Annotated in this window: 20 protein-coding genes; 5 read left to right on the top strand and 15 right to left on the bottom strand. The window is 47.3% G+C overall.

What is annotated here, in order from left to right; translation table 11 throughout:
• Positions 1-23: 23 nt before the first annotated feature.
• The 3 genes from licT to BMX58_RS01970 form a co-directional block, all read right to left on the bottom strand.
• On the bottom strand, positions 24-863 hold the full coding sequence (gene licT, locus BMX58_RS01960) for a BglG family transcription antiterminator LicT (RefSeq protein ID WP_068621508.1): 840 nt from the start codon (positions 861-863) through the stop codon (positions 24-26).
• A gap of 296 nt (positions 864-1,159) precedes the next feature.
• Positions 1,160-1,816, bottom strand: a complete 657-nt coding sequence (locus BMX58_RS01965; RefSeq protein ID WP_068621510.1) for a DUF6198 family protein — start codon at positions 1,814-1,816, stop codon at positions 1,160-1,162.
• A 31-nt stretch (positions 1,817-1,847) separates the two neighbouring features.
• Positions 1,848-2,489 carry a pentapeptide repeat-containing protein gene (locus BMX58_RS01970; RefSeq protein ID WP_068621512.1) on the bottom strand — a complete coding sequence of 214 codons (642 nt, stop codon included), beginning with the start codon at positions 2,487-2,489 and terminating at the stop codon, positions 1,848-1,850.
• Positions 2,490-2,628: 139 nt separating this feature from the next.
• On the opposite strand from BMX58_RS01970, the gene guaD reads away from it, so the two are divergent.
• Positions 2,629-3,999, top strand: a complete 1,371-nt coding sequence (guaD, locus tag BMX58_RS01975) for a guanine deaminase (protein ID WP_068621515.1) — start codon at positions 2,629-2,631, stop codon at positions 3,997-3,999.
• Positions 4,000-4,150: 151 nt separating this feature from the next.
• Positions 4,151-4,531 carry a VOC family protein gene (locus tag BMX58_RS01980; protein WP_068621517.1) on the top strand — a complete coding sequence of 127 codons (381 nt, stop codon included), beginning with the start codon at positions 4,151-4,153 and terminating at the stop codon, positions 4,529-4,531.
• A gap of 132 nt (positions 4,532-4,663) precedes the next feature.
• Here the strand turns inward: BMX58_RS01980 and BMX58_RS01985 are convergent, their stop codons facing one another.
• Positions 4,664-5,977, bottom strand: coding sequence for a uracil-xanthine permease family protein (locus tag BMX58_RS01985; RefSeq protein WP_068621520.1), 1,314 nt, complete (start codon positions 5,975-5,977; stop codon positions 4,664-4,666).
• 311 nt (positions 5,978-6,288) lie between these two features.
• On the opposite strand from BMX58_RS01985, the gene BMX58_RS01990 reads away from it, so the two are divergent.
• Positions 6,289-6,705, top strand: a complete 417-nt coding sequence (locus BMX58_RS01990; RefSeq protein ID WP_068621522.1) for a bis(5'-nucleosyl)-tetraphosphatase — start codon at positions 6,289-6,291, stop codon at positions 6,703-6,705.
• Positions 6,706-6,951: 246 nt separating this feature from the next.
• Here BMX58_RS01990 and BMX58_RS01995 read toward each other — a convergent pair whose 3' ends face one another.
• The 8 genes from BMX58_RS01995 to BMX58_RS02030 form a co-directional block, all read right to left on the bottom strand.
• Positions 6,952-7,827, bottom strand: coding sequence for an ROK family protein (locus BMX58_RS01995; RefSeq protein ID WP_068621524.1), 876 nt, complete (start codon positions 7,825-7,827; stop codon positions 6,952-6,954).
• Positions 7,828-7,862: 35 nt separating this feature from the next.
• Positions 7,863-8,576, bottom strand: coding sequence for a GntR family transcriptional regulator (locus BMX58_RS02000; protein WP_068621526.1), 714 nt, complete (start codon positions 8,574-8,576; stop codon positions 7,863-7,865).
• Positions 8,577-8,695: 119 nt separating this feature from the next.
• Positions 8,696-10,156, bottom strand: coding sequence for a glycoside hydrolase family 1 protein (locus BMX58_RS02005; RefSeq protein WP_068621529.1), 1,461 nt, complete (start codon positions 10,154-10,156; stop codon positions 8,696-8,698).
• Positions 10,153-12,378 carry an alpha-galactosidase gene (locus BMX58_RS02010; RefSeq protein ID WP_068621639.1) on the bottom strand — a complete coding sequence of 742 codons (2,226 nt, stop codon included), beginning with the start codon at positions 12,376-12,378 and terminating at the stop codon, positions 10,153-10,155. Before BMX58_RS02010 ends, BMX58_RS02005 begins: the two co-directional genes overlap by 4 nt.
• Before the next feature lie 63 nt (positions 12,379-12,441).
• Positions 12,442-13,089 carry a DUF624 domain-containing protein gene (locus BMX58_RS02015; RefSeq protein WP_068621531.1) on the bottom strand — a complete coding sequence of 216 codons (648 nt, stop codon included), beginning with the start codon at positions 13,087-13,089 and terminating at the stop codon, positions 12,442-12,444.
• Between the two features lie 87 nt (positions 13,090-13,176).
• A complete protein-coding gene (locus BMX58_RS02020) occupies positions 13,177-14,460 on the bottom strand; it encodes an ABC transporter substrate-binding protein (RefSeq protein ID WP_068621533.1) in 1,284 nt (427 codons plus the stop codon).
• Positions 14,461-14,479: 19 nt separating this feature from the next.
• Positions 14,480-15,358: a carbohydrate ABC transporter permease gene (locus BMX58_RS02025; RefSeq protein ID WP_068621536.1), complete on the bottom strand. Its 879-nt coding sequence runs from the start codon at positions 15,356-15,358 to the stop codon at positions 14,480-14,482.
• Between the two features lie 24 nt (positions 15,359-15,382).
• Positions 15,383-16,270: a carbohydrate ABC transporter permease gene (locus BMX58_RS02030; RefSeq protein ID WP_068621539.1), complete on the bottom strand. Its 888-nt coding sequence runs from the start codon at positions 16,268-16,270 to the stop codon at positions 15,383-15,385.
• A gap of 479 nt (positions 16,271-16,749) precedes the next feature.
• On the opposite strand from BMX58_RS02030, the gene BMX58_RS02035 reads away from it, so the two are divergent.
• Positions 16,750-17,694, top strand: coding sequence for an acetylxylan esterase (locus tag BMX58_RS02035; RefSeq protein ID WP_068621541.1), 945 nt, complete (start codon positions 16,750-16,752; stop codon positions 17,692-17,694).
• Positions 17,695-18,153: 459 nt separating this feature from the next.
• On the opposite strand, the gene BMX58_RS02045 is transcribed toward BMX58_RS02035, so the two are convergent.
• Genes BMX58_RS02045 through BMX58_RS02055 form a run of 3 tightly spaced genes read right to left on the bottom strand, consistent with a single transcriptional unit; the run spans position 18,154 to position 23,412 of the window.
• A complete protein-coding gene (locus BMX58_RS02045) occupies positions 18,154-20,229 on the bottom strand; it encodes a DEAD/DEAH box helicase (RefSeq protein WP_068621545.1) in 2,076 nt (691 codons plus the stop codon).
• Entirely contained in the window at positions 20,229-21,557 is a 1,329-nt protein-coding gene (locus tag BMX58_RS02050; RefSeq protein WP_068621547.1) for an ATP-binding protein, read from the bottom strand. Before BMX58_RS02050 ends, BMX58_RS02045 begins: the two co-directional genes overlap by 1 nt.
• Complete coding sequence (locus BMX58_RS02055; RefSeq protein WP_068621550.1) at positions 21,550-23,412, bottom strand: tellurite resistance TerB C-terminal domain-containing protein; 1,863 nt, start codon at positions 23,410-23,412, stop codon at positions 21,550-21,552. Before BMX58_RS02055 ends, BMX58_RS02050 begins: the two co-directional genes overlap by 8 nt.
• Positions 23,413-23,700: 288 nt before the next feature.
• On the opposite strand from BMX58_RS02055, the gene BMX58_RS02060 reads away from it, so the two are divergent.
• A complete protein-coding gene (locus BMX58_RS02060) occupies positions 23,701-24,228 on the top strand; it encodes a type II toxin-antitoxin system HicB family antitoxin (RefSeq protein ID WP_068621552.1) in 528 nt (175 codons plus the stop codon).
• Positions 24,229-24,711 lie beyond the last annotated feature (483 nt).

The following is a 24,711-nucleotide window of genomic DNA, read 5'->3' on the forward strand; positions in this document are numbered from 1 at the left end:
CCTCTTGAGAGCATCTTAGGTATTCACTTTTGCTGCACAACCCGATGGATATGGATCGTGAGGTAAACAATTTCGTCGGTCCCGACTTGGAAATGATGGGCGCTTCCGACATAGGTCGAGATTTTGTTGGCACATTTGTAGGCAGCCGGATAGTTTGCCTTCACTTGTTCCAACAGGAATGTGTCCGGGGCCGTCTGGAAAACTTCTCCCATGACGACCCGCTGCGCAAAGTACTGCAGATGGGTATAGAAACGATTATAGGAGATCGATTCTTCATCAAAGGCAACTCCGAAATGCAAGCGGACGATGTTCAGGATGTCCTGAACGATCCGGGTCACTTTCATCGTCTCTTCGATCATTTGCCCTTCCTTCTGCGCATTCACGAAATGAAGCGCGATGGACGTCGCTTCATCGGGTGCCATCATGACACCGGTATGCTCCGCGATGAGTTCCAGCCCAATTTTGCCGAGCTCGTATTCCCGTCGATAGAACTTCTTCACTTCGAAGGCCAAAGGATTGGTCAATACGATTCCTTCCTTTGTCCGCTGGATGGCGTAATGGATATGGTCGGCAAGCGTCAGGTAGACGTTTGCTTGGAAGATATGATTCAGCCTCGTCTCGGCTTCTTGGATGATCTTAAAAATGGCATCTGATTCTTCTTGCGGTAAATCCTGATAAATGGCCTTTAATTGATCTGCTGAATCATTTTCCTGGATGACGAAAGTCTTCTCAATCAAAGACTTGTCGATCGCGTCTCCCGTTCTTTTCTGGAAGCCGATCCCTTTCCCCATCACAATGACTTCGGATGCGTCTCCGGCCTCTGCCAAGACCACGTTGTTGTTATAGACTTTTCCGATTTTCATCGTTTCTCCCCATTCCCCCTTCCATTAAAAAAAACCTAAACTAACACCAAATGATGTGCACATCATCTCGTATCAATTTAGGTTTTGCCTGCACAACCAGTAACAATCCTATGAACAACATGTTAGCACTTCCAATAACAAGATGCAAGCCCTTTCCATGAAAAAAATCATTTTCATTAATCACGTTGTTGGAACAGCATTTCTTTGAAAACAAATGTCATTCGCTTTATTGCTAATGTGAAGAGAAGCAACATTCTGCGGCAATAAAGCTGCCCCGCTATGAGGCAGCCCCAACACTATGCCTGTTCTTTAGGCGTCAGCATTTTCTGGAAAATGAAGCGCCTGTTCAATCGCTCCGCAAAATGTTGCGTCACCGTGCCGGTGAACAGCATCGCGAACACGGTGCCGAGGCCGACTCCGGCGATACCTTCCAGGAACAACACCGAAAAGACAACACTCAGCACAACGCAGGCGACATCGAATCCCGTTTTCATCTGCTTCACGCTCAGTCCGAAATGTTCGGACATTTCCCGAACGAAAAGATCGAACGGGAGCGCCGGCAACCGGCAATTCAGCATCAGGCTGATCCCCAGCGCCAACAGGAAAAATCCGGCAAAAAAGAAGACGATCCGCAGCGGGATGTTCGCGGCGATGCCGGAAAAAAGCAACTCGAAGAAATCCAGCAAGTACCCGAACAGCAAAGCCAACACAATCGAAAAGACATAGCCCAAAAACTTCCGCGTGATCAGGGCCATCACCAGCACGAGGACGACTTGGAAAGCAAAATTCCAACTGCCGATCGTCACGTGCGCAAACATTTCGTTCAACACGACCGGCACGGACGAAAGCGTCGATACCCCCAATTCGCTCTTGATCATCAACGACACGGCGATGGCGTTGCACATCACACCCATCGCCAAAGCCAGTTCGCTTGCCAAAACTTTTTTCTCCATATCTGCCTCCTTATTTATCTTTCACATTTCTTTACTTCTTGATTACCAGCCCGAGCATCACGACAAAGGCCAGCGCCTGTTCCCCACTGACGATCGCGCCCTTCAGATCCTCAAGAGTGACGCTGATGCGTTCGAAACGGCAGCTGCTGATGTCGATTCCCTTCAACGGTGTTCCCGTGAAATTGATTCCGGACAGCTCGCACTCCGAAAACGCGACTTTCTTCAGTTTGCACGTATAAAAATCGGCCTCATTCAGGCGGCAATTTTCATAATGGACATTCTTCTGTTTGCTGAATCCCAAAGCCGCCAGCTGCAGGTTGCATTCGCGGAAAAGCACGTCCTCAAAGAAGCCTTCGGTCATGGATGTGCCGATTAGTCGGCAATTCACGAAGCGTACCCGTTTCATCGTCACTTCATCGAGCTGGACATTGGCGAAATCGCAGCTTTCGAAGACGACATCCCGCAGGTACAATTGCGTCACCGTCGCTTCGCTGAAAGTCACGTTCTGGAATCTGACTTCGGTGAACTCCACTCCTCTTCCGGCACCCAGATCGATGGTTGCATTTTTGAAGACGGCTTGTTCAATATAAGGTTCATCCGGATCGAAACTGTCGGCGAAATTTTTCTCAGGCAATTCGTTTGGCAAAACGGGTTCGATGATTTTGACCGGCATCTGCTTCATTCCTTCCTTGGGGCTTTCTTACTTTCAGTATACCCGAAAAAACGGCGCCTAGATATGATTGCTTGGAAATTATCCCTTTTCATCCGGGGTGTTATAATGGAAACAAGGAAAGAGGACGGGAGGAATTGAGATGGACCATGCATATGACAAAGTGTTTCGGGGGACTGCCTTCACCAGCGGGACGCCGCAGGAAGTGAGCGTGTGGGAAGATTGTCTGTTTTGTCTGGATGTGGAAGGCGTAATCCGGCGCATCCTGAAGCCGCAGGATGCTGATTACAGCCGCATTTTGGAGGCCTACCGCGATACGGAGCGATTCCGCGCGCTCGCGGAGGGCCAGTATTTTCTGCCCGGTTTCATCGATCTGCACATCCATGCGCCGCAATGGGCACAGGCCGGCACCGCGATGGACATCCCTTTGCAGGATTGGCTGGGCACCTACACGTTCCCGCTGGAATCGAAATACGCCGACCTGGATTTCGCCCGCAAAGTCTACCAGGATCTCGTCACGACCTTGTTGGCGAACGGAACGACGACCGCGCTCTATTTCGCGACCATCCATAAGGAGGCCAGCTATCTCCTGGCCCAGATTTGCGCCGACAAAGGCCAGCGCGGTTTGGTCGGGAAAGTGGTCATGGACGACAAGGAACAGAACCCGGCTTATTACCGCGATGAGAGCACTAAAGCCGCATTGGCGGACACGGAAGAGTTCATCCAACGCGTTCAGGAATTGAACAAGTCAACAAAACAAGGCGTATACCCGGTCGTGACGCCGCGCTTCATCCCGAGCTGCACCGATGAAGCGTTGACGGGTCTCGGCGAATTGGCGAAAAAATACGGCACGTATATCCAATCGCATTGCAGCGAAAGCGATTGGGAACACAATTATGTCCTCGAGCGGATGCACAAGAGCGACACGTTTGCGCTCCATGAGATGGGGCTTTTGCAGGATAAAGCGGTCATGGCGCATGCCGTCTTCCTTTCGGACGAGGATGCCGATCTGTTTGCCGAAACCGGGACCGCAATCGCGCATTGTCCGATTTCGAATGTCTGTTTCTCGAACGGTGTGCTTCCCGCGGCCCGTTTCACTCAAAAAGGGATCGACATCGGTTTGGGTACGGACATCTCCGGCGGTTTTTCGCCCAGCCTGTTCGACAACATCAGACAGGCTGTCATCTCCTCGCGGATGCTTGAGGAAGGCGTCGATCCGTCACTCGAGCCTCCGGAACGCGGCCTGCCGCATTCGCGCATTGGTGCCAATGAGGCCTTCTACTATGCGACTGCCGGCGGAGGGAAAAGTTTGAGCCTGCCGATCGGACAGCTGGAGGAAAATTATGTTTGGGACGTCCAAGTGATCGACGTCAACGCGCCGAACACGAGACTGCCGATTTTTGACAGTGGGCTCTCGATGGAGGATCTGCTGCACAAGATTCTCTTCTTGAGCCGTCCGGAAAACATCCGCGAAGTTTGGGTCCAGGGCGAATGCGTGCATAAAAGGATATAAGAAATAATGATTAAAAACCCGGATATCTGATGATCATCCGGGTTTATTTATGCGCGGTTAGCGCGGTTGTCCGATTCTTTCGGGTGAATAAAATGCCTATATGCCTTATTCATGTTAGAATGAAAATAAGTAAATATTGGAGGATGATATTGTGAACCAAAAACTCGTTGAGATTTGCCTGCGCGTCAGGGATATTGATGCTACTTTAAACTTCTATACTGGTCTGTTTGATTTTGAAGTTGCCAGCCACAGAAAATTCCCTGAAGATAAATTTGATTTAATTTATCTGAATTCTCCCGGTTCTTCTGTACAAATTGAACTCACTTACAATTACGATGCCGAGCCGTACAATGTAGGAAATGGCTTCAGTCATTTGGGCGTGACCGTCAGTGACTTAGAAAAAATGCATGAAATTTGCAAAGCTTCTGCTTACGAAACCGGTGAGCTAAAAGGCCTTTCAGGCGGCACACCCACCTATTTCTTTGTGACGGACCCCGATGGCTACCGCATCGAAGTAAAGCGCGCAAAATAATTTTTCGAATATCTTAAATGAAAGCATACCGTCTATTCAATATGCTTCCATTTATCCAAAAAGAAACACGCAAGCAACCAAGCGGATGCTTACGTGTTTCTTTTCATTCAAGCTGCTCAAGCAGCATATGTTTTAGTCTTTTTCTTTCAAAATGATGTTCAACACCAACGCAACGATCGTACCTGCAGAAATACCGGATGAGAACAAGCCGCTCAGGATGCCCGGCAATTGTGCCACAGTATCCGGAACAAAGGAAACACCCAGACCGACACCCAAAGCAGAAGCGACGATGATCATGTTGCGGTTGTTGAATTCAACGCGTGACAATGATTGCACACCGGCAGCGGCAACCGTACCGAACATCAAGATGCCGGCACCACCCAAAACAGGTTGCGGCATGATCGAAATCAAGGTAGAAAATTTAGGGAACAGGCTCATCACGATCATGATGATACCGCCCATGATGGCTACTTTACGGGAAGCATTGCGGGTCAACGGAATCAAACCGGCATTTTGGCTGAAGGTTGCGGCAGGACCGGAACCGATGAATGGCGCGATGAACGAGCCGAAACCATCCGCACGGACACCAGCAGCGATTCTTTCATCAGTCAGTTTCGTTTCGGTAACGGCACCCAATGTCTGCATAACGCCGACTGTTTCGATGACGGTTACGAGATAGCCGGATACGAAAGGAATCGCGTATTCAAGCTTGAAATCAGGCACCCCGAATTTGAAGAATTGCGGAAACGCGAACCAGTCAGCGGCAACGACTTGGCCGAAGTCGACCATGCCCAAAGGAATGCAGACGACATAACCGATTGCGGCACCGATCAAAACAGCGGCAGGCGCAATTTTGCTTGGCCCATAATGGTTGATCAAAGCGATGACAAGGAACACAAGCACTGCGATACCGATATTCATTGGATTACCGAAGTCCTCAGATCCGAAACCGCCGCCTGCCCAGCCCATCGCAACGGACATCAGCGTCATCCCCATCAGGGAGATAACCGATCCGGTCACGACCGGCGGGAAAAATTTCAATAACGGTTTTACGAAATAACTCAAACCGACTTCCAGTAAGGCTCCAAGCATCGTACCGCCGAAGTAGGCAGTGATGCCGCCCGCACCGATGACGGAAGCAGCCGGTGCCACAAAAGCAAAGTCAGTTCCCATAATCGTCGGCAAGCCTGCTCCGACGCGGAACCATTTCGGACCGAAACCTTTTGATTGAATAATTGAAACGATACCCGAAGCCAAAAGCGCCGCGCTGACCATATAAGCAGTATCCTCAACCCCGAAACCTGCAATTCCGGCAATGATAAGCGGTACTGCCACTAAACCGCCAAAAGCGGTGATGACGTTCTGAAACCCTAAAACAATTGTCGTGCCTAAATCCGGTTTGTCTTCCACACCGTAAGTCAGGCCTGTATGTACTTTCTCTTCCATGTTTCTCCTCCTGATAACGAACATTAATGATTGCAAAACAAATTATAATTCGTTTTTCAACGACAAATAAAATTATATCGATATCACGCACAATTGTAAAGTGGAAAAACCGAATTATAAGGGCTTTCATTATTAGAATATTCACATTTTCGGGCTTAAATGGAGTTAAAAGCGAACGTTTCGGATATTTTTTGGAGATTTGTATTGAAATAACGAATTGTGCTTTATAGATCAGCGTCAGATACGGGTGCGATGCAGTCCGATTTTTTGTTATACTATATGAAACATAACAAATGAATGGAGCCTAAACTATGAAATCAGAAAAATCCTGCGGAGCCATCGTGCTTTCCCCTGATAACACGAACCGAAAAGTACTATTGATCAAACATGAAAACGGCGGCCATTGGGCATTCCCGAAAGGCCACGTTGAGGAAGGCGAAACGGAAGTCGAAACGGCATTGAGGGAAATCAAGGAAGAAACCGGCTTGAGCACCGATCTAAGCACTACCTTCCGGAAATCCGTCAGCTACTCGCCGGCTCCCGGCGTAATCAAAGAAGTCATCTACTTCATCGCTTTCGCCCACACGGAAACCATCGAAAAGCAGGATGCCGAGGTCACCGACTTCGCCTGGATGCCGTTCAACGAAGCATTGCAGGCCATCACATACGACAACGACAAAAACATTCTGCAGTCCGCCATCGATTTCATCGAAGGCATGAAAAACTAAGCGTTCGCAAAGAATGGCCGCCTCGAAAAATTCGAGGCGGCCATTCTGTCAAAATTCAAAATAATGTACGGTTCTCCGGTGAACGACGGCCTGGCCGGAGTTCTTGCTGCTTTTCGGTATCTTCCTACGGAGAGCTCGACGCCACCGGAGGACGGCGGAATTCGAAGCCCCTTCTCCGTCCAGGGACAGCTTCACCGGAGTTAAAGTCACCGAACAGCCGAATCGCAACAGCTACAGCAACGCTTACTAACCTGCCGTCTGCCGAAAGTGGGCAACAGCGCCAATCAGGTTCGCGTCATTCCGGAAGGCGCAGACTTGGATGTCCGGATCGACCGCTTCCGCACCATGCTCATTCAGATGGTAAGCTGTCCGCTCCCGGATGCGCGCAATCAAGTCTTCACGGACGGAAACGCCGCCTCCGATGATAACACGGTCCGGATTGAAGCTGACTGAGAGATTATAAATACCACGCGCCAAGGCATCGATCATGCCATCCACAAACTGTACAGCCAATGGTTCTCCTTCTGTTGCTCTTTCGAACAGATACTTCCCGTCAGCCACTCCGTCCGGCAAACCCATCGCCTTTCCATAGCGTTCGGCGACTTGGACAGGGCTGCCCAATCTGCTCAGCGTGTTCTCCCCGTCCAGCAGCATGTAGCCGAACTCGCCCCCGAAAAGATTTTTCCCCTTGAACAATTGGCGATTCACGATCACCGCACCGCCGATGCCGGATCCGATGACGATGAACAAAGCATGTTGCACATCCTTCGCCGCGCCCAACCATACTTCGGCCAAAGCCGCGCAGTTCGCGTCGTTCTCCACGGAGACCGGGACTCCGAATAAATTTTCCCATTCTGCTTTGATCGGGAAACGATGGAGGTACGGAACCGCGCTGATACCTCCGATGATTCCCGCAACGCTGTCGACAGCACCGGGTGAACTGATAGCGACACCCTCAATCGAGTCGGTTGCCGCAAAACCATCAAATACTGACTTCATCTCATTTTTCATTGCATCCCAGCTTTTCGGAGTCTCAAAAGAGCCTTTTCCTACCAAGACATCCCCTTGCCATGATCCGTATTTCACTGAGGAACCGCCAATATCAAATACAACTATACTCATACACACACGCTCCGTTCACTCAGCTTGTTTTTTGTTCAATTACTTGTAAGAACAAACTCCGCGGAAAAGTTATCATAGCGATGAATAGATGTGGAGAATTCAAATGCGCTACCGGTATCCAGATAACCTACTTGTTCCGCCACCGCTACCGGATCACCTTTTTCCATACCCAGTTCCTCAGCTTCAAAATCTGTCGCTTTGCGGACAGAAATCGTCCGATGAGCGCTTTGAATGTTCAGATGAAGCTCTTCTTTGATATAGCCATAAATGGATCCCTTGATATTTTTCTCCTTTAAATTCGGAATGAGGTCAATCGGCATATATATCTTCTCCATCACAGTCGGCTTATCATCCACATAACGAACCCGGTGGATGTCATAAACGAAACTGTCGGACGCGATATTCAGCTTATTGGCAGCCAGTTCCGGAACCTTCTCGATGGAGAAATTCAACACTTTGCTATAAACCTTTTTATCTGGGTACAGAGAAGTCGTTCCGCGGAATTGGTTCGCCAAAGTGATGCGGTTGATGGCATCCGCACTCAGATCCTTGACGAAGGTACCGGAACCGCGCCTTTTGATGATCAAACCTTCCGACACCAACATATCCAAGGCTTTTTTTACCGTCATTTTACTCGCATTATAATGGACACACAAATCCTTTTCAAAAGGGATTTGCTGATTCGCTACATATTCGCCATTCAAAATTTTATTTCTGATATCATTTGAAATGATGACATATTTTTGCATACTTTTTACCCCTCTCGTTGACAGCTTTCGTGAGAAATGCCAAAAAAAGCAGCTGCCTCAACAAAAAGTCTATATTTTTAGTATATCGAAAATATGCCCCACTGGCAATGACTTGAATCTCATAAAACGATTTCCATTGGTTCTTCACTCACCTGTTTCGCCCATTTAGCAACGATTGTATCCGGAACTTCCAGCTGATTCTCCTCGACTACCTTACGGAACCAACGGCCGGACTTTTTGATTGTCTTCACTTGAGTATGGATATTGGTAGAGATGAAACCATAGCGGTTACGGTAAGCATTCATCCAAGACCAACAGTCGATTGGAGTCCATAAATGGAAACCAAAACAATTGGAGCCTTCTGCCATTCCCTTCGCCAACCAGTATAGATGCTCTTGGATAAATTGGATCCGGTAGTCATCCTCGATAATGCCGTCCTCGTTCAAATATCGTTCTTCCTTGGAAACGCCCATCCCGTTTTCCGACACGAACCAAGGGATATTCCCGTAATTATCACGGATATTCAAAGCGATATCATACAAAGCTTGCGGATATATCTCCCATCCCTTGTCCACATTCATGCGGCGCCCCGGCATTGCGAAACCATCGAAATACTTGGTTGGCAGCCAGTCGACCGCCAAACTGTCAGCTGAAACATCCGGACGTTGGACCCGATTAGGATGATAAAAATTCACACCGAGCAAATCAATCGTGTTCTCCGCAATCTGATAAAGTTCAGCCTCGGACGCATCCCACAAGACACCATCCTTCTGGAACGTATCAGTCAACTCCTTAGGGAACTGTCCCTTGACAGCTGCATCCAAAAACATTTCGTTCATCCATAGATCAGCAAACCTTGCAGCAGACAAGTCCGCTGGATCATCCGAAGCCGGATAAGAAGGTGTCAGATTCAAAATGATGCCGATTTTTCCGTCAACATGTGTATTTATCTTTCTGTATGCTTTGACTGCTTTTGCGGAAGCCAAAGCGATATTGTACGCCACTTGAACGGCCTTTCTGCCGTCCACAAGTTTTGGATAATGGAACTGATACAAGTACGCGCCGTCAACAATGACAAGTGGCTCATTGAAAGTGAACCATTCGGTCACCCGATCACCGAAAAGTTGGAAACATTTGGAGGCGAACTTCACGTAAAGTTCAACTACGTGTTTCGATTCCCAACCGCCATATTTTTTCTGCAACGCTATTGGCATATCAAAATGGAAAAGATTGATGACAGGCCTGATGCCTTGGAGTAAACATTCATCAATGACTGCATTGTAGAAACGAACGGCATCTTCATTGACAGTCGCTTCCTCGAAATCATCAATCAGACGCGTCCATTGAATCGAAGTCCGAAACGAATTCAATCCGATTTCTTTCATCAAGGCAATATCTTCCTTGTAGCTGTTATAGAAATTGGAAGCCACATCCGGTCCGACCTGATCGTAGAAGGCATCCGGTTCTATCTCAAACCAATGATCAAACACATTGGCGTGTTTCTTATTGAATCGACCTTCGCTCTGCGGACCAGATGTCGCTGCGCCCCACCAGAATTGCTCTGGAAAATCTATTTTCATTTCTTTTCATCCTCACTGTTGTTTATTGTTTGCAAATGATACAGTCGACTTGAAAAATCTCCTGACATTTCCCGGCTCCAGTAATCCTGAGCACGTCCGATATAGTTTCCACCTGAAAGAAGGCCAATTTGCATCAGATCATCTCCGTAGCGGGGGGCTTCCTCCCCCTCTATCCGATAAAGTGCATGGGCATCAAGTCCCTCCAACAGAACGCGTTCATATGCCGGATTTGGTTTCGCCAATACGTGGTACACACCTACCAACGCTTCGGACTTGTCTTTCGAAACAACCATCCAAGCTGTTGTGTTGCCATCAAACGGACTCATCAGACGATAGAAATCCCCTTTGTGAATCAGTGTCTGCCATCTTTTCACCTGAACGATTTGCTCCCGGATGATTGCTTTATCTTCTTCGGATAGTTTCGTACTGTCCAGTTCATAACCAAATGTACCAAAAGTAGCCACATCTCCGCGCATCTTCAATGAAGTGACACGTCCCACTTGATGGTTGGGAACTTCCGAAACATGGCTGCCGATCGAAGCCAACGGATACACAAGGGAAGTGCCGTATTGAATTTTCAGGCGCTCCACTGCATCCGTGTCGTCGCTCGCCCAAGTTTGAGGAGCAAAGTACAGCAGACCTGGGTCAAAACGACCGCCTCCACCCGCGCAAGACTCAATCAGCAATTCAGGATAACTGGCAAGAAGTTTTTCGTAAAGGTCATAGACGCCCAGAATATAGCGGTGCAACACTTCCCCTTGTTTACTTACCGGCAGGGCTTGCGAAAAAGCTTCGGAAATATAGCGGTTCATGTCCCACTTTACATAATCTATCAGCCCACATGAAAGGATTGCATCCATCTGGGCAAAAATATTTTCTACAACTTCCTGACGTGAAAAATCAAGAACATACTGGTTACGTCCATGGGAAATATTCTTATTCGGATGGCCTATCTTCCAATCCGGATGCGATTCGTCAATCGGAGTCCTCTCCGAAACCATTTCCGGTTCGAACCAGAGTCCAAATTGCAGTCCCATTTCGCGTATCTTTTCAGCCAATCCAGCCACACCATTCGGTAACTTGGCCTTATCCACCGTCCAGTCCCCCAAGGAACTAGCATCGTTGTCTCGTTTACCGAACCATCCGTCATCCAATACAAACAATTCGATTCCTAAATTTTTCGCATCGGCTGCCAGTTCCAGAATTTTTTCTTCATCGAATTCAAAGTAAGTTGCTTCCCAATTATTGATTAAGATTGGCCGTTTACTTCCGGACCATTTAGGGCTGATCAGATGTTCCCGGTACAGATTGTGGAATGTGTGACTCATCCCATTCAGTCCGTGCTCGCTGTATACCATCACCGCTTCCGGCGCTGTAAAGATTGTCCCTGGGGTCAGTTCCCACTCGAATTGATGCGGATTTATTCCTAGCATCGCACGCGTGACATGATAAGCATCCACTTCTACTTGTGCAAGAAAATTGCCGCTGTAGAGTAGGCTGAATCCAAATGCCTCGCCTTGCTTCTCGGTAGTGGTTTCCTTAGCCAAAGCAAAAAATGGATTGTGTACATGACTGCTGGCTCCACGTGTACTCGATACCTGCTGCACGCCGGTCAAGAGCGGTTTTCTTTCGATTTGCGCTTCTCTGGCCCAAGCACCGTGCAAGTGAATGAAATCATATCCATCCGTCGGCAGATCAAGGTTCAGACTCATCAGACGTTCCAAAGTATAGGTTTCTTTCCCACGATTTTCAATGACAGCATGCCGTGTTATGGCTGCATGTTCATGGAATATCGTATAAGCAAGTGTCAAATACAATTCCGAGTAGCGGTCCTTCAAAATGATCTCCAGTGTCGTGGCTTCTGCCGATCCGGCAAAAGTAGTCGGCAGTCCCGACAACTTGCGTTTTCCCTCCTCGACCCGGAAAGATTGATATTCGAACTGACTGATGCGATCACCATCCGGATAACGTACTTCCAAGGCAGGATAGCGGAAATCGGTCGTCCCAAACACCGGCATTTCTTGTTTAACATGTTCAAGAGAAGTCGTATGATCCCCGGTAACTTGATTATTTGAGGGGCGGATTTCGCGTTCAATCAGATAACCGAATGCATCCCGATGCCGGATGGCCTTTCCGGCATATAATTGCTCCATTACATTCGTTTGTTCCATCACTCGGAAAATATAACTGATTTTACCGTTCGTAAGATGGAATTCATTCATTCCTTTATTAACATAAACATATTTATTCACAGGGCACCTCTATTATCATTTTCTGGCGATTTCTTAATGTCCGGATACTTTTTGCAGATTTTTAGCCATACGGATCTTTATTTTTGAAACGGTCCAAACACTGGATATCCCCAAAATTCCTGGTGCAAAACCGAAGAGGAATATACCGTTCTGCAGACTGAACCAGAGAACCAACCATACTCCCATTGACAACAGGACTGTCCAGCCCATGCCTTTTACCAGCATGTAGACCTGTAAAGGTATCGACCATTCCAAATTGCTAAACGCTCTTTCAAAAGATTCGCGGGTAAACAACATCAGGAACGTCCCTCCCTCCATTAATAAGAATAGATGGGTGATTCCTTGCCACAATGTTTCTTCAATCAATTTTGGCGCCGGCAGAAAGGGAATGATGAACAGATACAGCATAAGAAAAAAGAGAAAAACAGAAAGAAATCTTCGTCGATCATTATTCTTGTAATTACGCTTAAAATTTTCAAAAGTGTGTTTTCGTTCATTTACCAAAACATCGGAACTTACCGCGAGTAAAGCATCGACAGCTGCATACAATGTAAAAATACCGGCGCCTTTGATCAAATATAGCCAGAAAAAGAAGCTGTTTTTGATCACTTCATAAAGGAAGTCGGTCAACAAGTAAATCCTATGCACGAAAACGTCCATTTTGTTCGCATTTTGTTGCATGGTGATTCCTCCTGTCAGAAATGATGTAAAAAGACTGAAAGCACGTCGGCGCTTCCAGTCTCCCAAACAATCCGGATAAATCTGCGCTTAATCCAATTTGAATTCCTTGCGCAAATCTTCAGCAAGTTTTTTCAGTGGCTGTTCCACAGGCGTATTGTTCAAATTCAACGTTTCGATCAGAGCAGTTATTTTTGACTCAACTTCCGATACAGCCGGATGGTAAGGTGTGTTCAAAATAATGCTTCCGTCACTCAGTTGGTTCACAAGTGATTGAGCATTATCAGGTGCACCAGCAAGAGACAATACGTCATCGGCAGCTCTGTTTACAACCGGCACAGCTGATGCGATTTCTGCTTGGATGTCTTGTCCACCGCCGTAAGTCAAGAATTCAAGCAATTCCCAAGCTTCTTCCGGATATTCCGTATCAGCATTGATACTGATCGGCAGATAAGCTGCAGGAGATTGCGTTCCTTTATCGCTTCCTACAGGCAATGGTACAACATCGAATTCAAAGTCAGCATTTTTTTCATACTCAATCCAATCCCATGGCCCCGTCATCCGCATCGCGGCAACTCCGGAAAGGAACAAGTTCGAAAGCCCTTCTTGTTGTGCTCCAGTAGGCTGTACATTATACTCATTGACTAAAGATTGGCTGAAGGCGATTGCTTCAATGGTTTGTGGATCGTCCAATTTTACAGCGGCTGTCACTGGATCAAGCATGCTTGTGCCATATGCAGTCAGCAGCTCTTTCAGATAGAAGTTCTCTATCCCGAATTGTACAGTCCGCTCACCCTCTTTGACCGTCAGTTTTTTTGAAATCTCAAGGAACTCATCCATTGTCCAATCATCTTCCGGATAAGGAATTCCTGCTTCATCAAACATATCTTTGTTGTAACCGATTTGGACAGTAGAGCGATCGCGCGTCATTGCATATTGTGCGCCATCAACCTGTCCCAATTCCAATACACCCGGCTGAAATTCTTCCGTATCCAACGCAGCAACTTTATCGGTCAAATCCGTTAATAAACCATTTTCAACGAAACCACCGAATCCAGAGGGCTGAACCCACAGCAAGTCAGGGAGATTTCCGCCCGCAGCCATTGTCAATACTCGTTCATTGTACTCAGCGTATGTAGCAGATATTTGTTCGATTTTTACATTCGGATGTTCTTTTGTGAAGGCATCAAGAATTTCTTGTTCTTTCTTTGTTCCTTCCGGATTGTTGTTCCATGTCATGATTTTTAACGTAATCGTATCTTCACCATTGGCAGTTTGACCAGAAGAATCCGTTGCAGCTCCGCTACCGCACGCAGCCAATAACGTCGCACCAATAACTGCCATCGAATATAATGCTTTTTTCCCAAATTTCATTTTTATTTCCCTCCTATAATTATCCTTTATTTCCTTGCGTCGCAATACCTTGTACAAAATATTTTTGTCCAGTAAAGAAAATGATGATCAAGGGTACCAACATCAACGTACTTGCAGCCATCATCGGTCCCCAGTATACCGTCAGCGCTCCTTGGAATTGCATGACCCCAATCGCCAACGTGTATTTTTCCATGCTGTGCAGATAAATCAGCGGCGTCATGAAATCATTCCAAAATCCCATGAAGCTCAACAAAGTGACCGTTATGATGGAAGCACGCGACATTGGAAGGATCAGCTTCCAATAAATCTGAAACGTGTTGGCCCCATCCAGGTAAGCCGACTCTTCAACCTCTTTTGGGATTGTACGGAAAAACTGCCGCAACAAGAAAATATAATAAGAATTACCCAGAAAAGCCGGCAATACCAACGGCACCAGCGTATCCACAAAGCCCAACTTAGACCAAATCACGTACACTGGAATCATTGTTACTTGAGGCGGTAACATCAACGTGGATAAAAGCAAAGCGAACCAAATCCCTTTCCCTTTAGCCTTTATGCGGGCAAATCCGTAGGCTACCAGTGAACTGGAAACCACCGTACCGAATGTTCCTAGCCCCGCAACCAACAAGGAGTTTTTATAAAACGTTGCGAATGGAACGACTTCGAATACTTCCTTATAATTATCCCAGTCCCAAATTTTAGGAAGCAAGCTTGGAGGAAACGCCATCGCTTCATTTTCCGGTTTGAATGCTGTGAAAATCATCCAAAGGAACGGGAATATAAACAATAATGAAAGTGAGACCAAGAGTGAGTATATCAGCAGTCTGTTCAATTTATTTGCTTTTTTCTTGCTTCTCAATTTCTTGTTTGTCTTTAATGCCTCTTGCGGTATCTCCATTTCAAATTCTCCTTTCTTTTATGATTAGTCCCCTGCTTCATAATAAACTTGCTTACCGACAAATTTAAAAATGAACACTGTCAGTACAAGGACGATAATGAACAGAACCCATGCCAGTGCAGATCCGTAACCTTGATTGAAGAAACGGAATCCCTGTTGGTACAAATAAAACACGTAGAACATCGACTGGTAATTGGGGCCGCCTGTACCGCTGCTGACAACGTAAGCTTGGGTAAATACTTGGAGCGATCCGATCAGGCCCATGATCAGTTGAAAGAATATAACCGGTGAAGTGATTGGAACCGTAATGTTCCAGAATTTGTTCCAAGTACTCGCGCCATCCAATTCGGCCGCTTCATAAAGCGTAACAGGCACTTCTTGTAGGCTAGCTAAGTAAATGACCATCCCCCCGCCGATTCCCCATAAACTCATGATCACCAAAGTAGGCTTGACCATCTGTTCGCTTAATAACCACATCGAAGTAGGCAGTCCAAAGAAGTCCAAGACAGCGTTTGCAATTCCGAAGTTAGGTTGGAAGATAAGCGTCCAAAGCAGTGACGTAGCAACTGTCGGAACAATCGAAGGCAGATAGAAAATCGTCCGGAAAATACCGATCATCTTGACCTTCGCGTTCAACAACACCGCCAACAAATAACCGGTCACTAGACTCAATGGTACGCTCAGCAACGTGTAGAACAAGGTGTTCCCCATAGATTTCCAAAACAGAGGATCCTCCGTGAACATTTTTTGATAATTCTCCAAGCCGATCCATTGCGGAGATCCAAAACCGGTAGAGTTGGTAAAGGAAAGATAAAGCGAATAAAGCATGGGCCCCGCTGTCAGCAGGATGAAGCCTGCAATCCATGGGAAAGTAAACATGTAAAATAATTTCGTTCTATTTTTGCTTAACATTCTGTACTCCTTTCTCACTCGCTGACGAATGCCAACCATCGTAAATACTGCGGCTTTTACGATTGCATGCATAACATCCTATAAATGATACCCTTTACAATTTGCTTGATTGCCAAATTGTGCTTTTTCAAGAAAGCATGTCTTTATTACTCATTGCATTCGATACTGATGGTCGAATCTTATTTCCGCTCCTCTCCTTAAATCTTCCTTCCGCTCATGCACAGTAAGCTGTCGCCGCAGCCTGTTTTTCATTTGATCTCAACCACAAATACACTTTAACATATATACTTTTAAAAGTAAACATATAATCATATCTTTTTTTAACTATGTATTGACATGCTTTTTATAATGTATATATTTATATGTATGCGGTACCATTATTATTCCCTATACGCTGCTCTTTGTAAAGCAATGATGTGTCCAAAATTTCTGTACATGTACTGAAAGGTTGTAAAAATAAGAAACGAGGAGAAATACGAATGAAACACTTTGATTGGAAAAACTATTCAGGAAGCGGGATACGCCCACAGGATTTCGATGCATTTTGGGAAGATGGTTTGCAGGAAATGGAGGGTCTGCCGCTTGCGTACAAATTGGAGATAGAGTCTATCCCCTCACAAGTTGCAGTCTTCTATCATCTGACGTTCATCGGTGTCGGTGGAGCTGAAGTGCATTGTCAGCTAGTGACACCGAAATTCACAGCAGGCAAAAAATTAAAGGGCATGCTGCAATTCCACGGCTACCATGGCGATTCGGGGGATTTCCAGGACAAAGTCGGTTGGGTGGCGGAAGGTTTTGTCGTATTGGCGATGGATGCCAGGGGCCAAGGTGGTCTATCCGAGGACTGCACGAAGACAAAAGGAGGCGTCATGAAAGGACTTATCATGCGCGGTTTGGAAGAAGGCAAAGAAAACCTCTATTATCGACAAGTTTTTCTGGATACAGCCCACGCAGCACGCATTTTGAAGTCGCTTGATTTTGTGGATGAAACCAAGATTTATGCGCAAGGCGCTTCCCAAGGCGGCGGCCTGACGATTGCCTGCGCCGGATTGGTTCCGGATCTTTACCGGATCTACGTCACCTACCCGTTCCTTTCCGATTACCGCAAAGCCTATGCGCTCGGCGCCCAGACTTCCGCATTCGAAGAAATTCCATACTGGTTCCAGTTCCGCGACCCACTGCATAAGCGTGAAAAGGAAGTCTTCGATACGCTGGAATACATCGACATCCAGCATTTCGCACCGCGCATCCAAGCCGAAGTCTGCTGGGTCGTCGGCCTACAGGATGCCGTCGTCCCTCCAATCACGCAGATGGCTACTTACAACAAGATCAACGCAAAAAAGCAGCTGATTGAGCTGCCGGAATACGGACATGAGTACCTGCCGAAAGTCAGCGATGAGTTGCGGGGTTATTTTGTGGATTAAGAGATTGACAATAACTGTTCAGTGGTGCCCACCCACCGGAGCAGAGCTTTTGAGAATGGGGGATTGGGTCCTCTGCTCCGGTGAGGCCCCGCTTCGCCGGAGTTCATCGGTAACTTTCAGCCGCACCTCCGACGAAGCTTTGGTCATCGGAGAAGGCAGCTTCAAATATATACCCAACTCCGGCGAAGCCTCCGCTCGCAGGAGCAAGACAAAAAACCGCCAGACACTGAATTATCAGGTTGGCGGATTTTTGTTGATTTATTTGATGTGACTGGATCCTAACAACTCCAAACAAACCCCTGCTCCGGTGAAGCGCTGCTCACCGGAGTTCATCGGTAACTTTCGGCCGCACCTCCGACGAAGCCTTGGTAATCGGAGAAGCCAACCTCAAACGTATGCCCAACTCCGGCAACGCCTCGCTCGCAGGAGCACAGCCCATGCGGCCAGTTGCATCCACATTCAAACCGTAAAGAAATTGTTCAGGATCCACTTGATTTTCAAGCTTGTGGGAACCAATTGCATGAATTTTTGATGGGCCGTCAACTCTTCGATGGCCTTTTCGTTTTTCTCCAGATAAGCTGCGACAGTATCAAGCGAAACATCACCTCCAGAGAGCCGTTCCATCATCCTCTTGATGTCGGGGCCGGTGATCAGGGAGTGCTTGTCGTGCAGTTGATATTTTTCTCCCTCAGCGGCGATGCTCTTGATGAGCAGCAACAACGCGATATTGAACTTAGTCCCCTTGAATGTCACGATGCCGATGTTCGTCTGGTTATCCTCATACCAATAATTGCCCTGATCATAATAAAGTTCACTCTTCAGAAAATCAAAATCACGGATGATCTGATCATGGTTCAGCTCCCGATAGTCTCCCGTCCGCAACAGCTTCTCCATATTTTCGCGCACTTCATTGGAAACGAAGCCTTCGTCGCTGATGAATTTCGGCGGCCTGCCTTCTTTCGTCTTTTCCACCAGGATGCGTTTTGCCTTGACATCGATATCCTTCACGATCCACACCCTGCCTGCCAGCAATATTTTGCTTTCGATTTGGATATCGGGCGTGAACGGAAGACTGCCGATGCGCTCATGCTGGTAATGGACAGAAAAATCGCTGGTCGTGAAAAACAGTGCGTAGAAATCCTTGGAGCGCAGCAGACGCTCCCCTTCCAAGCCGACAATCGCCTCTTCATCCATGATTTCGATGAAATCCTGTTCCACCATGTAGTCAATCAACAGCGTCAAATCTTCATCCGTAATCGCTCTCCAGACTGGAAAAGTTTTGTTCAGCTGCAACAATTGCGCCAGCGGTATACTGACCTTCTGGAAAAGGATCGCCATCACTTGATGCGCCAACGCATTGTAGGGTGTCTCGATCATTTCCGTCGCATCCAATTCACCCCGTTCCAGCAAATCCAGTGCGGCATAGGTCTGCAGCATTTCCCAGGAGTCATCCTCCACGATGTGCAGGATGCTTTGATGGGTTCTGCGGCCGCTGCGTCCCAGTCTCTGGCTCAGCGAAGAAGTGGAGGGTGGGGAGCCGTACTGCACCACGCTGTCCACGGATCCGATGTCAATCCCCAATTCCAAGGTGGAGGTGCAGGTGATCGTGAACAGCTGATCCTCATTGTTTTTGGCAAAAAATTCAACTTCCTCCCGTAAAAGCTTGTCCACCGACGAGTGATGGGCAAAATAGCGGATGGGCGCATTCTCTTTTTTTGCCATCTTATCCAATTTGTGGGTGATCTCTTCCACCCGGTTGCGGGAATTAGGGAAAATCAGCATCGTTTCCGTTTTGGAATACTGATAGATTGCCTCTAGGGATTCCCTTGCGACGAACGGGCCCGCCTCACCGCTCGTGTAGTCTATCGTGATCAGCAGGTCATTTTTATCGCGGTCCACGAGAATGTCCGTATCCCGGGGACTGCCGAAGAAAGCTTTGGCATAGCCGAAATCCTTCTTGTTCAAGGTGGCGCTCATCGCGATAAAACGTGGCGCTTGCATGAATTGGCTGATCCGCTGCAGCAGCGACTGGAGGTGGATTCCCCGTTCGGTCCCCAGAAAACTGTGCAACTCATCGATGATGATCCATTCCACCCCTTTGAACAGGTGCTGAGCTTCCCCCGGACGGTTCACCAGCATGCCTTCGATCGATTCCGGGGTGATCAACAGAACGCCTTTGGGCTGATTCACAACTTTTCTTTTCTGCGCCTGGGACACTTCGCCATGCCAGCGCGTGATCGGAATATCCAAATATTCACTGAGTTCGCTGATGCGCTGGAACTGGTCATTAATCAGAGCTTTCAGCGGCGAGATGTACAGCACCTTCAGCCCCGATTCCCAATCTTCCACGCTGTTCAGCGCCGGGATGAATGCCGCTTCCGTTTTCCCGGATGCCGTCGGAGCGGACAGAATCAGGTTGTGATCGGTAGCGGCAGCCTGTTTGATGGCAGCGTTTTGGATGCGCGTCAGGCTTGGCCAGCCCTTATCATAGATGTACTGCTGGATGTCTCTCTTGAGACTGTCGAATGCTTGCATCAGTAAACCTCTATTTCATCATGGTCATCTGCATCCTTCACCACGGCGGGCGCCTTTCTGCCGAAGCGATCCGCAAGAATCTGGCTGAATGAATAGTCCGGGTTCTGGCGCAGCAGGGATAGGATTTCGATATAGTCCTTGATGACGGCGCGCGGCGTCAGGAATGCCGCAGCACCCGGCCGGTTCAACTGTTCTTCCATATACTGCTGAATTTCGCTGTCCTTCACCGCCAGCGTCGTCTGATAGGCCGTATTGTAAATTTCCAACAGTTTGGTCAAAAGGATAAAGATCTCCTCCGGCGTCAACGGCTTCAGATCGATGACGGTACTGTTCACATTGACATAGTCCTTGTTTTTCATCAATTCGTTCCCGAAGCGTGTTTTCAAAGCGCCATAGCTGGCCAACCCTCTTCGTTCGTCATAAACTGTGTTCTTCGTTGCGCCGAAATTGATGAACAGGCCTTTTGCTTCATTGGTTTTCGTCTCATTGTACAGATTGAGGATCATCTCGTAATTTTTTTCACGGGTCAACGAACGGGGCAGTTTGTACAGATTGACGGATTCATCAAAGTTGATGACGAATCCCTTGTAGCCGATTTTCAGGAACAATTCCGCCAGATTTTTCAAGGCAATCAGGTAGTTGGAGTCGTTGATGACGTTCTTGATGCCCAATTCTTTGGAAGCTTCCGTTTTCGTCGTGATATCCCCGCGGATCCAGCGAATCGCTTCGATCTGCAGGGACATATTGTCGCCCGCAATCCCTTCGAAATATTTCATCAGCGCCTGCCCGAATTCATAGGATAGCCCCGATGAATAGAAGGAATTCGTCGTCTTCAGGATGGCATTCTCCACCAATTTCCAATGGGACTTCTCCATCAAAACGGGAACGGTGAGATTGTTTTCTACGGCAAGCTGCTCGAGCAGCACCTGGATCCATTGCTGCACGATCGTCTCGATCGCATTCCCGTCGCGGTTATTCTTGATGACGATCTTATTGACGACTTCGTTATACAGCGCCAGGGCTTTACCGGATGAATCATAGAACCGGCGCGTCGGCGTCAAGTCGATTGTGGACACAACGAAATTCTTTTGCAGCGCCAACGATTCGATCGTACGCAAAACAAAGCTTTTCCCCGATCCGAAATCGCCTACCCAAAAACGCAGATCGCTGTTGCCTTCTTCCAATTTTTGCAAAGTATCGATGATTTCCTTGACTTCATTGCTCCTGCCCACCAACACATGCTGTACCCCTTTTACAGGTACAACACCTGCCTCAAGCGAGGCGATGATCGTTTGGGCATCCTTCTTTCTCAGCTTGCTTTCAGCCATCTATCCATTCCCTCATTTCTTCCACAAAATCCTCTTCGATGATGACCTGCTGCTGGCTGATCACCAACACCTGATCATCAAATATTTCATACAGCACCTCATTCAATTCCGTGAGGTAGGCCTGATGGAGTTTCCCTTTATTTTTTGCCTGTTCCTTGAAATCAGCCAAAGCGATTCCGTTGTTAGCCACCAGTTGTTTCAGGAACCGCATATGCTCAGGCTCCTGCCCGCTGTCCGGCATTTCGGTCTCTTCTATAATAATAGCTTCCGAAGTAGGTGCCACTGTGGAGAGCGAACTTTCTGCTTCGCTCTGCTCCTCAGTCAGCGTCATCTCCAGCTCAGCAAAAATATTCAGGCTGGCAGCCGAAGCCAGCACTTCACTGGTTTCCTCCTCGCTCAGATACGTGTCGACCATATCGATGATCGTATCCAGGGCAGAATGTGACGCGGTGATTAAGTCTTTGTCCAGTTTGATTTCTTTGCGCATCGGTTGCGTAAATTCTTTTATCAGTCCCGGCAAACTTTCGATAGGAAGATTTGCATCAAGCAGCACTTGCTGATAATCGGCCTGTCTGGTTGGATGAATGAAGCCATCCCGTTCTTTTTGCAGTGCTTTTGATACCGGCAAAGCCGCCTTTTCCATCAAGGAAATGAAAATCAGGCGCTTGTCCGGATCCTCGCTTAGCTTAATCACCTTCGTGGCGATTTTTTTCAGATCCGGATCCTCTGCAACCTCCTCAAGCAGCCCGCTGAACTGCTCCACCGATTGGCTGATGAACAGATTGGCAGCCTCATGCCAAACGGTCTTGTTCACGTTGCGCAAGCCCGATATGGTCGGATAATCCAGCTCCAGCTCAACTTTCTGGCTCAGGCAGTCTTCCAGCTTCCGGAACGTTTCATCCGGAAAATATTGCGCCAGTGCCTGCAGGCTTTCCTCCTCAGGCAGTACGCGGAGCCCTTCGACCTCCCGGCGGACCGTGTTCTCGGCCAAGATGTACAGATCAGTTGGCAGCCGGAACGTTTCCACCCAGACACGGCCGTCATCCAGCGGCAACCGAAAAAATTTCCGGAAATAATTGTTTGGTTTGATCTTCCATTTGATGGATTCATCCTCCAAATCACGCAATACAATCTGCAAAAGCTCAGCGTATTTTGACAAGCATACGTTCATGGCAGCCGGCACTTCCGTAAACCGCGTCACACGTTTCGACAGTTGATTGAAGTATTCCATTTCGTTACTGTCAAAGAGCTGCTTATCCCGAATCACTCCTGCTGGATCCCACCAGACGATTTTGGTGCCGTACGGCGTCAAGCCGAAATGCTTTCTGGTCTCCTCATCCGGAACAGGCAAATAGTTGCGGTATTCTTCAACTTCGCGGGCGAGGATTTTTTGGATATCCCGGGGCAACATAGCCTGCAGATCATAGGAAAAATAGGCATCCGGGTGCATATGGTCCTGTCTGTAAAACGAGAAAACCACTTCTCTGGCCAGCCGATGGATTTCGTCAAAGACGGAGACGCGGTAATAGTAACGCTCATACCTCACATGCTTGATGTTTTTATGCTTTTTCCTCAGTTCGACATCGACGACAGTGCATAGGATTTCAAACAGTACACCGACTACCTCCTCCACTTGGGTTGTAAAATTATCGTTCATTCTCAAGGGCGGAGAAACGTAGCTGATCCATAGTTTTTTCGCAGCCTTGGTTTGAGCTCTTTTCTGACGTTCCTGCTCCGCGATAAGATCCCTCGGGCTGATGAAAGACTCCTCCGTATGAACCAATTCGATGATCGAAATCTTTTCCTCTTCGGTCATTTGCTTATTTTTGAATATTTTATTTATGAAGTCGAACATTTTGGACGCCCCCCTTTCCCGATCACTGTAAAGGATATGCCCTAAGTATACGTCTATTGGGGAGCATATTCAAGAACGCGTGTTCTATTGAAGAAAGATGAATAGGAAAAATAAAATTGTTTTGATGAGTCCCCGCTTTGAGAAATGCGCTGAATGCAAATACAATTTGTATATAATCAGGAATTACAGTAAAATGCAGTAGGATCACAACCGTTGGCAAGACAATTTTTTATTAGTTTTGTTCAGGTCAAATGAATACTTCAGCATATCTTAAGGAGGAAAATGATTATGCCTATGGTACATACACATTACGTCGCTTATCCGGCAATTCTTGATGATAGGGAAAATGTTCCGGGAATATACACAGTGACATTTCCGGATGTCGCGGGTGCCATTTCTGAAGGCATTGGAATTACAGATGCTCTGTCCAATGGCGCTGAAGCATTGGAGCTAATGCTTTACGACGAAAAAAACCTTCCAAATGCAACCCCTTTATCAGATGTCCAAGCCGAAAATCCCGAAGCGATTGTGAGTTACATCATGGTCGATCTTGTTGCGGCCGCCAAAAAAGTACAATTGGGAGAGCCAACTTCTATTATTAACTCCAACAAATCTGAAAACGTCATACCCAGCACCCCCACCTACGAAGAACTTGTAAAAATAAACAGGGAACTTGAAGAAAAACTCTTCTGTTGTCAACTGAACAATAGGGTTAAAGAAGGACCTGGTGAGCTCATTCCATCTGAAAAGGTAATCAAATCCAGCCAAGTACATAATCCATTCACATCATTATCTGATAAGGATTTGTTTGATTAATGGCTGAGGCTTTTTATAAACTATCCCTTAAATGGACTAATAGAAAACTGGAAAAACGCCATTGTGATTGAAATACCCCTACAAATAAAGACTAGCAATTTTATCCGGGAAGGATAGTTGCCAGTCTTTATTTATTTTGGAGAGTGTAATAGAACAATACGAATGCACTACACATGGGAACATAATCTAATAACAAATAATGTTCCCATGTAAATCAAAATAGCTGTAGTTGCCTTATAAAATAGGCTAATTTCAATCCACGCACTCACGAGGAGTGCGACCAAACGGCTTCGGCAGCACGGGGGTGTGAGGATATTTCAATCCACGCACTCACGAGGAGTGCGACTTACCGTTGATGGCGCACCGTTCAACGCAGCTGTCGATTTCAATCCACGCACTCACGAGGAGTGCGACTGAATCAAATCGTGGGTGAATTGAGCACGTCGATGATTTCAATCCACGCACTCACGAGGAGTGCGACCC

The sequence above is a fragment of the Trichococcus ilyis genome, from assembly GCF_900109135.1.
Lineage (GTDB): Bacteria > Bacillota > Bacilli > Lactobacillales > Aerococcaceae > Trichococcus > Trichococcus ilyis.

Bases quoted from the DNA above. Each gene is read 5' to 3' on its own strand.
- licT (WP_068621508.1), bottom strand. From the start codon at position 863: ATGAAAATCGGAAAAGTCTATAACAACAACGTGGTCTTGGCAGAGGCC.
- BMX58_RS01965 (WP_068621510.1), bottom strand. From the start codon at position 1,816: ATGGAGAAAAAAGTTTTGGCAAGCGAACTGGCTTTGGCGATGGGTGTG.
- BMX58_RS01970 (WP_068621512.1), bottom strand. From the start codon at position 2,489: ATGCCGGTCAAAATCATCGAACCCGTTTTGCCAAACGAATTGCCTGAG.
- guaD (WP_068621515.1), top strand. From the start codon at position 2,629: ATGGACCATGCATATGACAAAGTGTTTCGGGGGACTGCCTTCACCAGC.
- BMX58_RS01985 (WP_068621520.1), bottom strand. From the start codon at position 5,977: ATGGAAGAGAAAGTACATACAGGCCTGACTTACGGTGTGGAAGACAAA.
- BMX58_RS01990 (WP_068621522.1), top strand. From the start codon at position 6,289: ATGAAATCAGAAAAATCCTGCGGAGCCATCGTGCTTTCCCCTGATAAC.
- BMX58_RS01995 (WP_068621524.1), bottom strand. From the start codon at position 7,827: ATGAGTATAGTTGTATTTGATATTGGCGGTTCCTCAGTGAAATACGGA.
- BMX58_RS02000 (WP_068621526.1), bottom strand. From the start codon at position 8,576: ATGCAAAAATATGTCATCATTTCAAATGATATCAGAAATAAAATTTTG.
- BMX58_RS02005 (WP_068621529.1), bottom strand. From the start codon at position 10,156: ATGAAAATAGATTTTCCAGAGCAATTCTGGTGGGGCGCAGCGACATCT.
- BMX58_RS02010 (WP_068621639.1), bottom strand. From the start codon at position 12,378: ATGAATGAATTCCATCTTACGAACGGTAAAATCAGTTATATTTTCCGA.
- BMX58_RS02015 (WP_068621531.1), bottom strand. From the start codon at position 13,089: ATGCAACAAAATGCGAACAAAATGGACGTTTTCGTGCATAGGATTTAC.
- BMX58_RS02020 (WP_068621533.1), bottom strand. From the start codon at position 14,460: ATGAAATTTGGGAAAAAAGCATTATATTCGATGGCAGTTATTGGTGCG.
- BMX58_RS02025 (WP_068621536.1), bottom strand. From the start codon at position 15,358: ATGGAGATACCGCAAGAGGCATTAAAGACAAACAAGAAATTGAGAAGC.
- BMX58_RS02030 (WP_068621539.1), bottom strand. From the start codon at position 16,270: ATGTTAAGCAAAAATAGAACGAAATTATTTTACATGTTTACTTTCCCA.
- BMX58_RS02035 (WP_068621541.1), top strand. From the start codon at position 16,750: ATGAAACACTTTGATTGGAAAAACTATTCAGGAAGCGGGATACGCCCA.
- BMX58_RS02045 (WP_068621545.1), bottom strand. From the start codon at position 20,229: ATGCAAGCATTCGACAGTCTCAAGAGAGACATCCAGCAGTACATCTAT.
- BMX58_RS02050 (WP_068621547.1), bottom strand. From the start codon at position 21,557: ATGGCTGAAAGCAAGCTGAGAAAGAAGGATGCCCAAACGATCATCGCC.
- BMX58_RS02055 (WP_068621550.1), bottom strand. From the start codon at position 23,412: ATGTTCGACTTCATAAATAAAATATTCAAAAATAAGCAAATGACCGAA.
- BMX58_RS02060 (WP_068621552.1), top strand. From the start codon at position 23,701: ATGCCTATGGTACATACACATTACGTCGCTTATCCGGCAATTCTTGAT.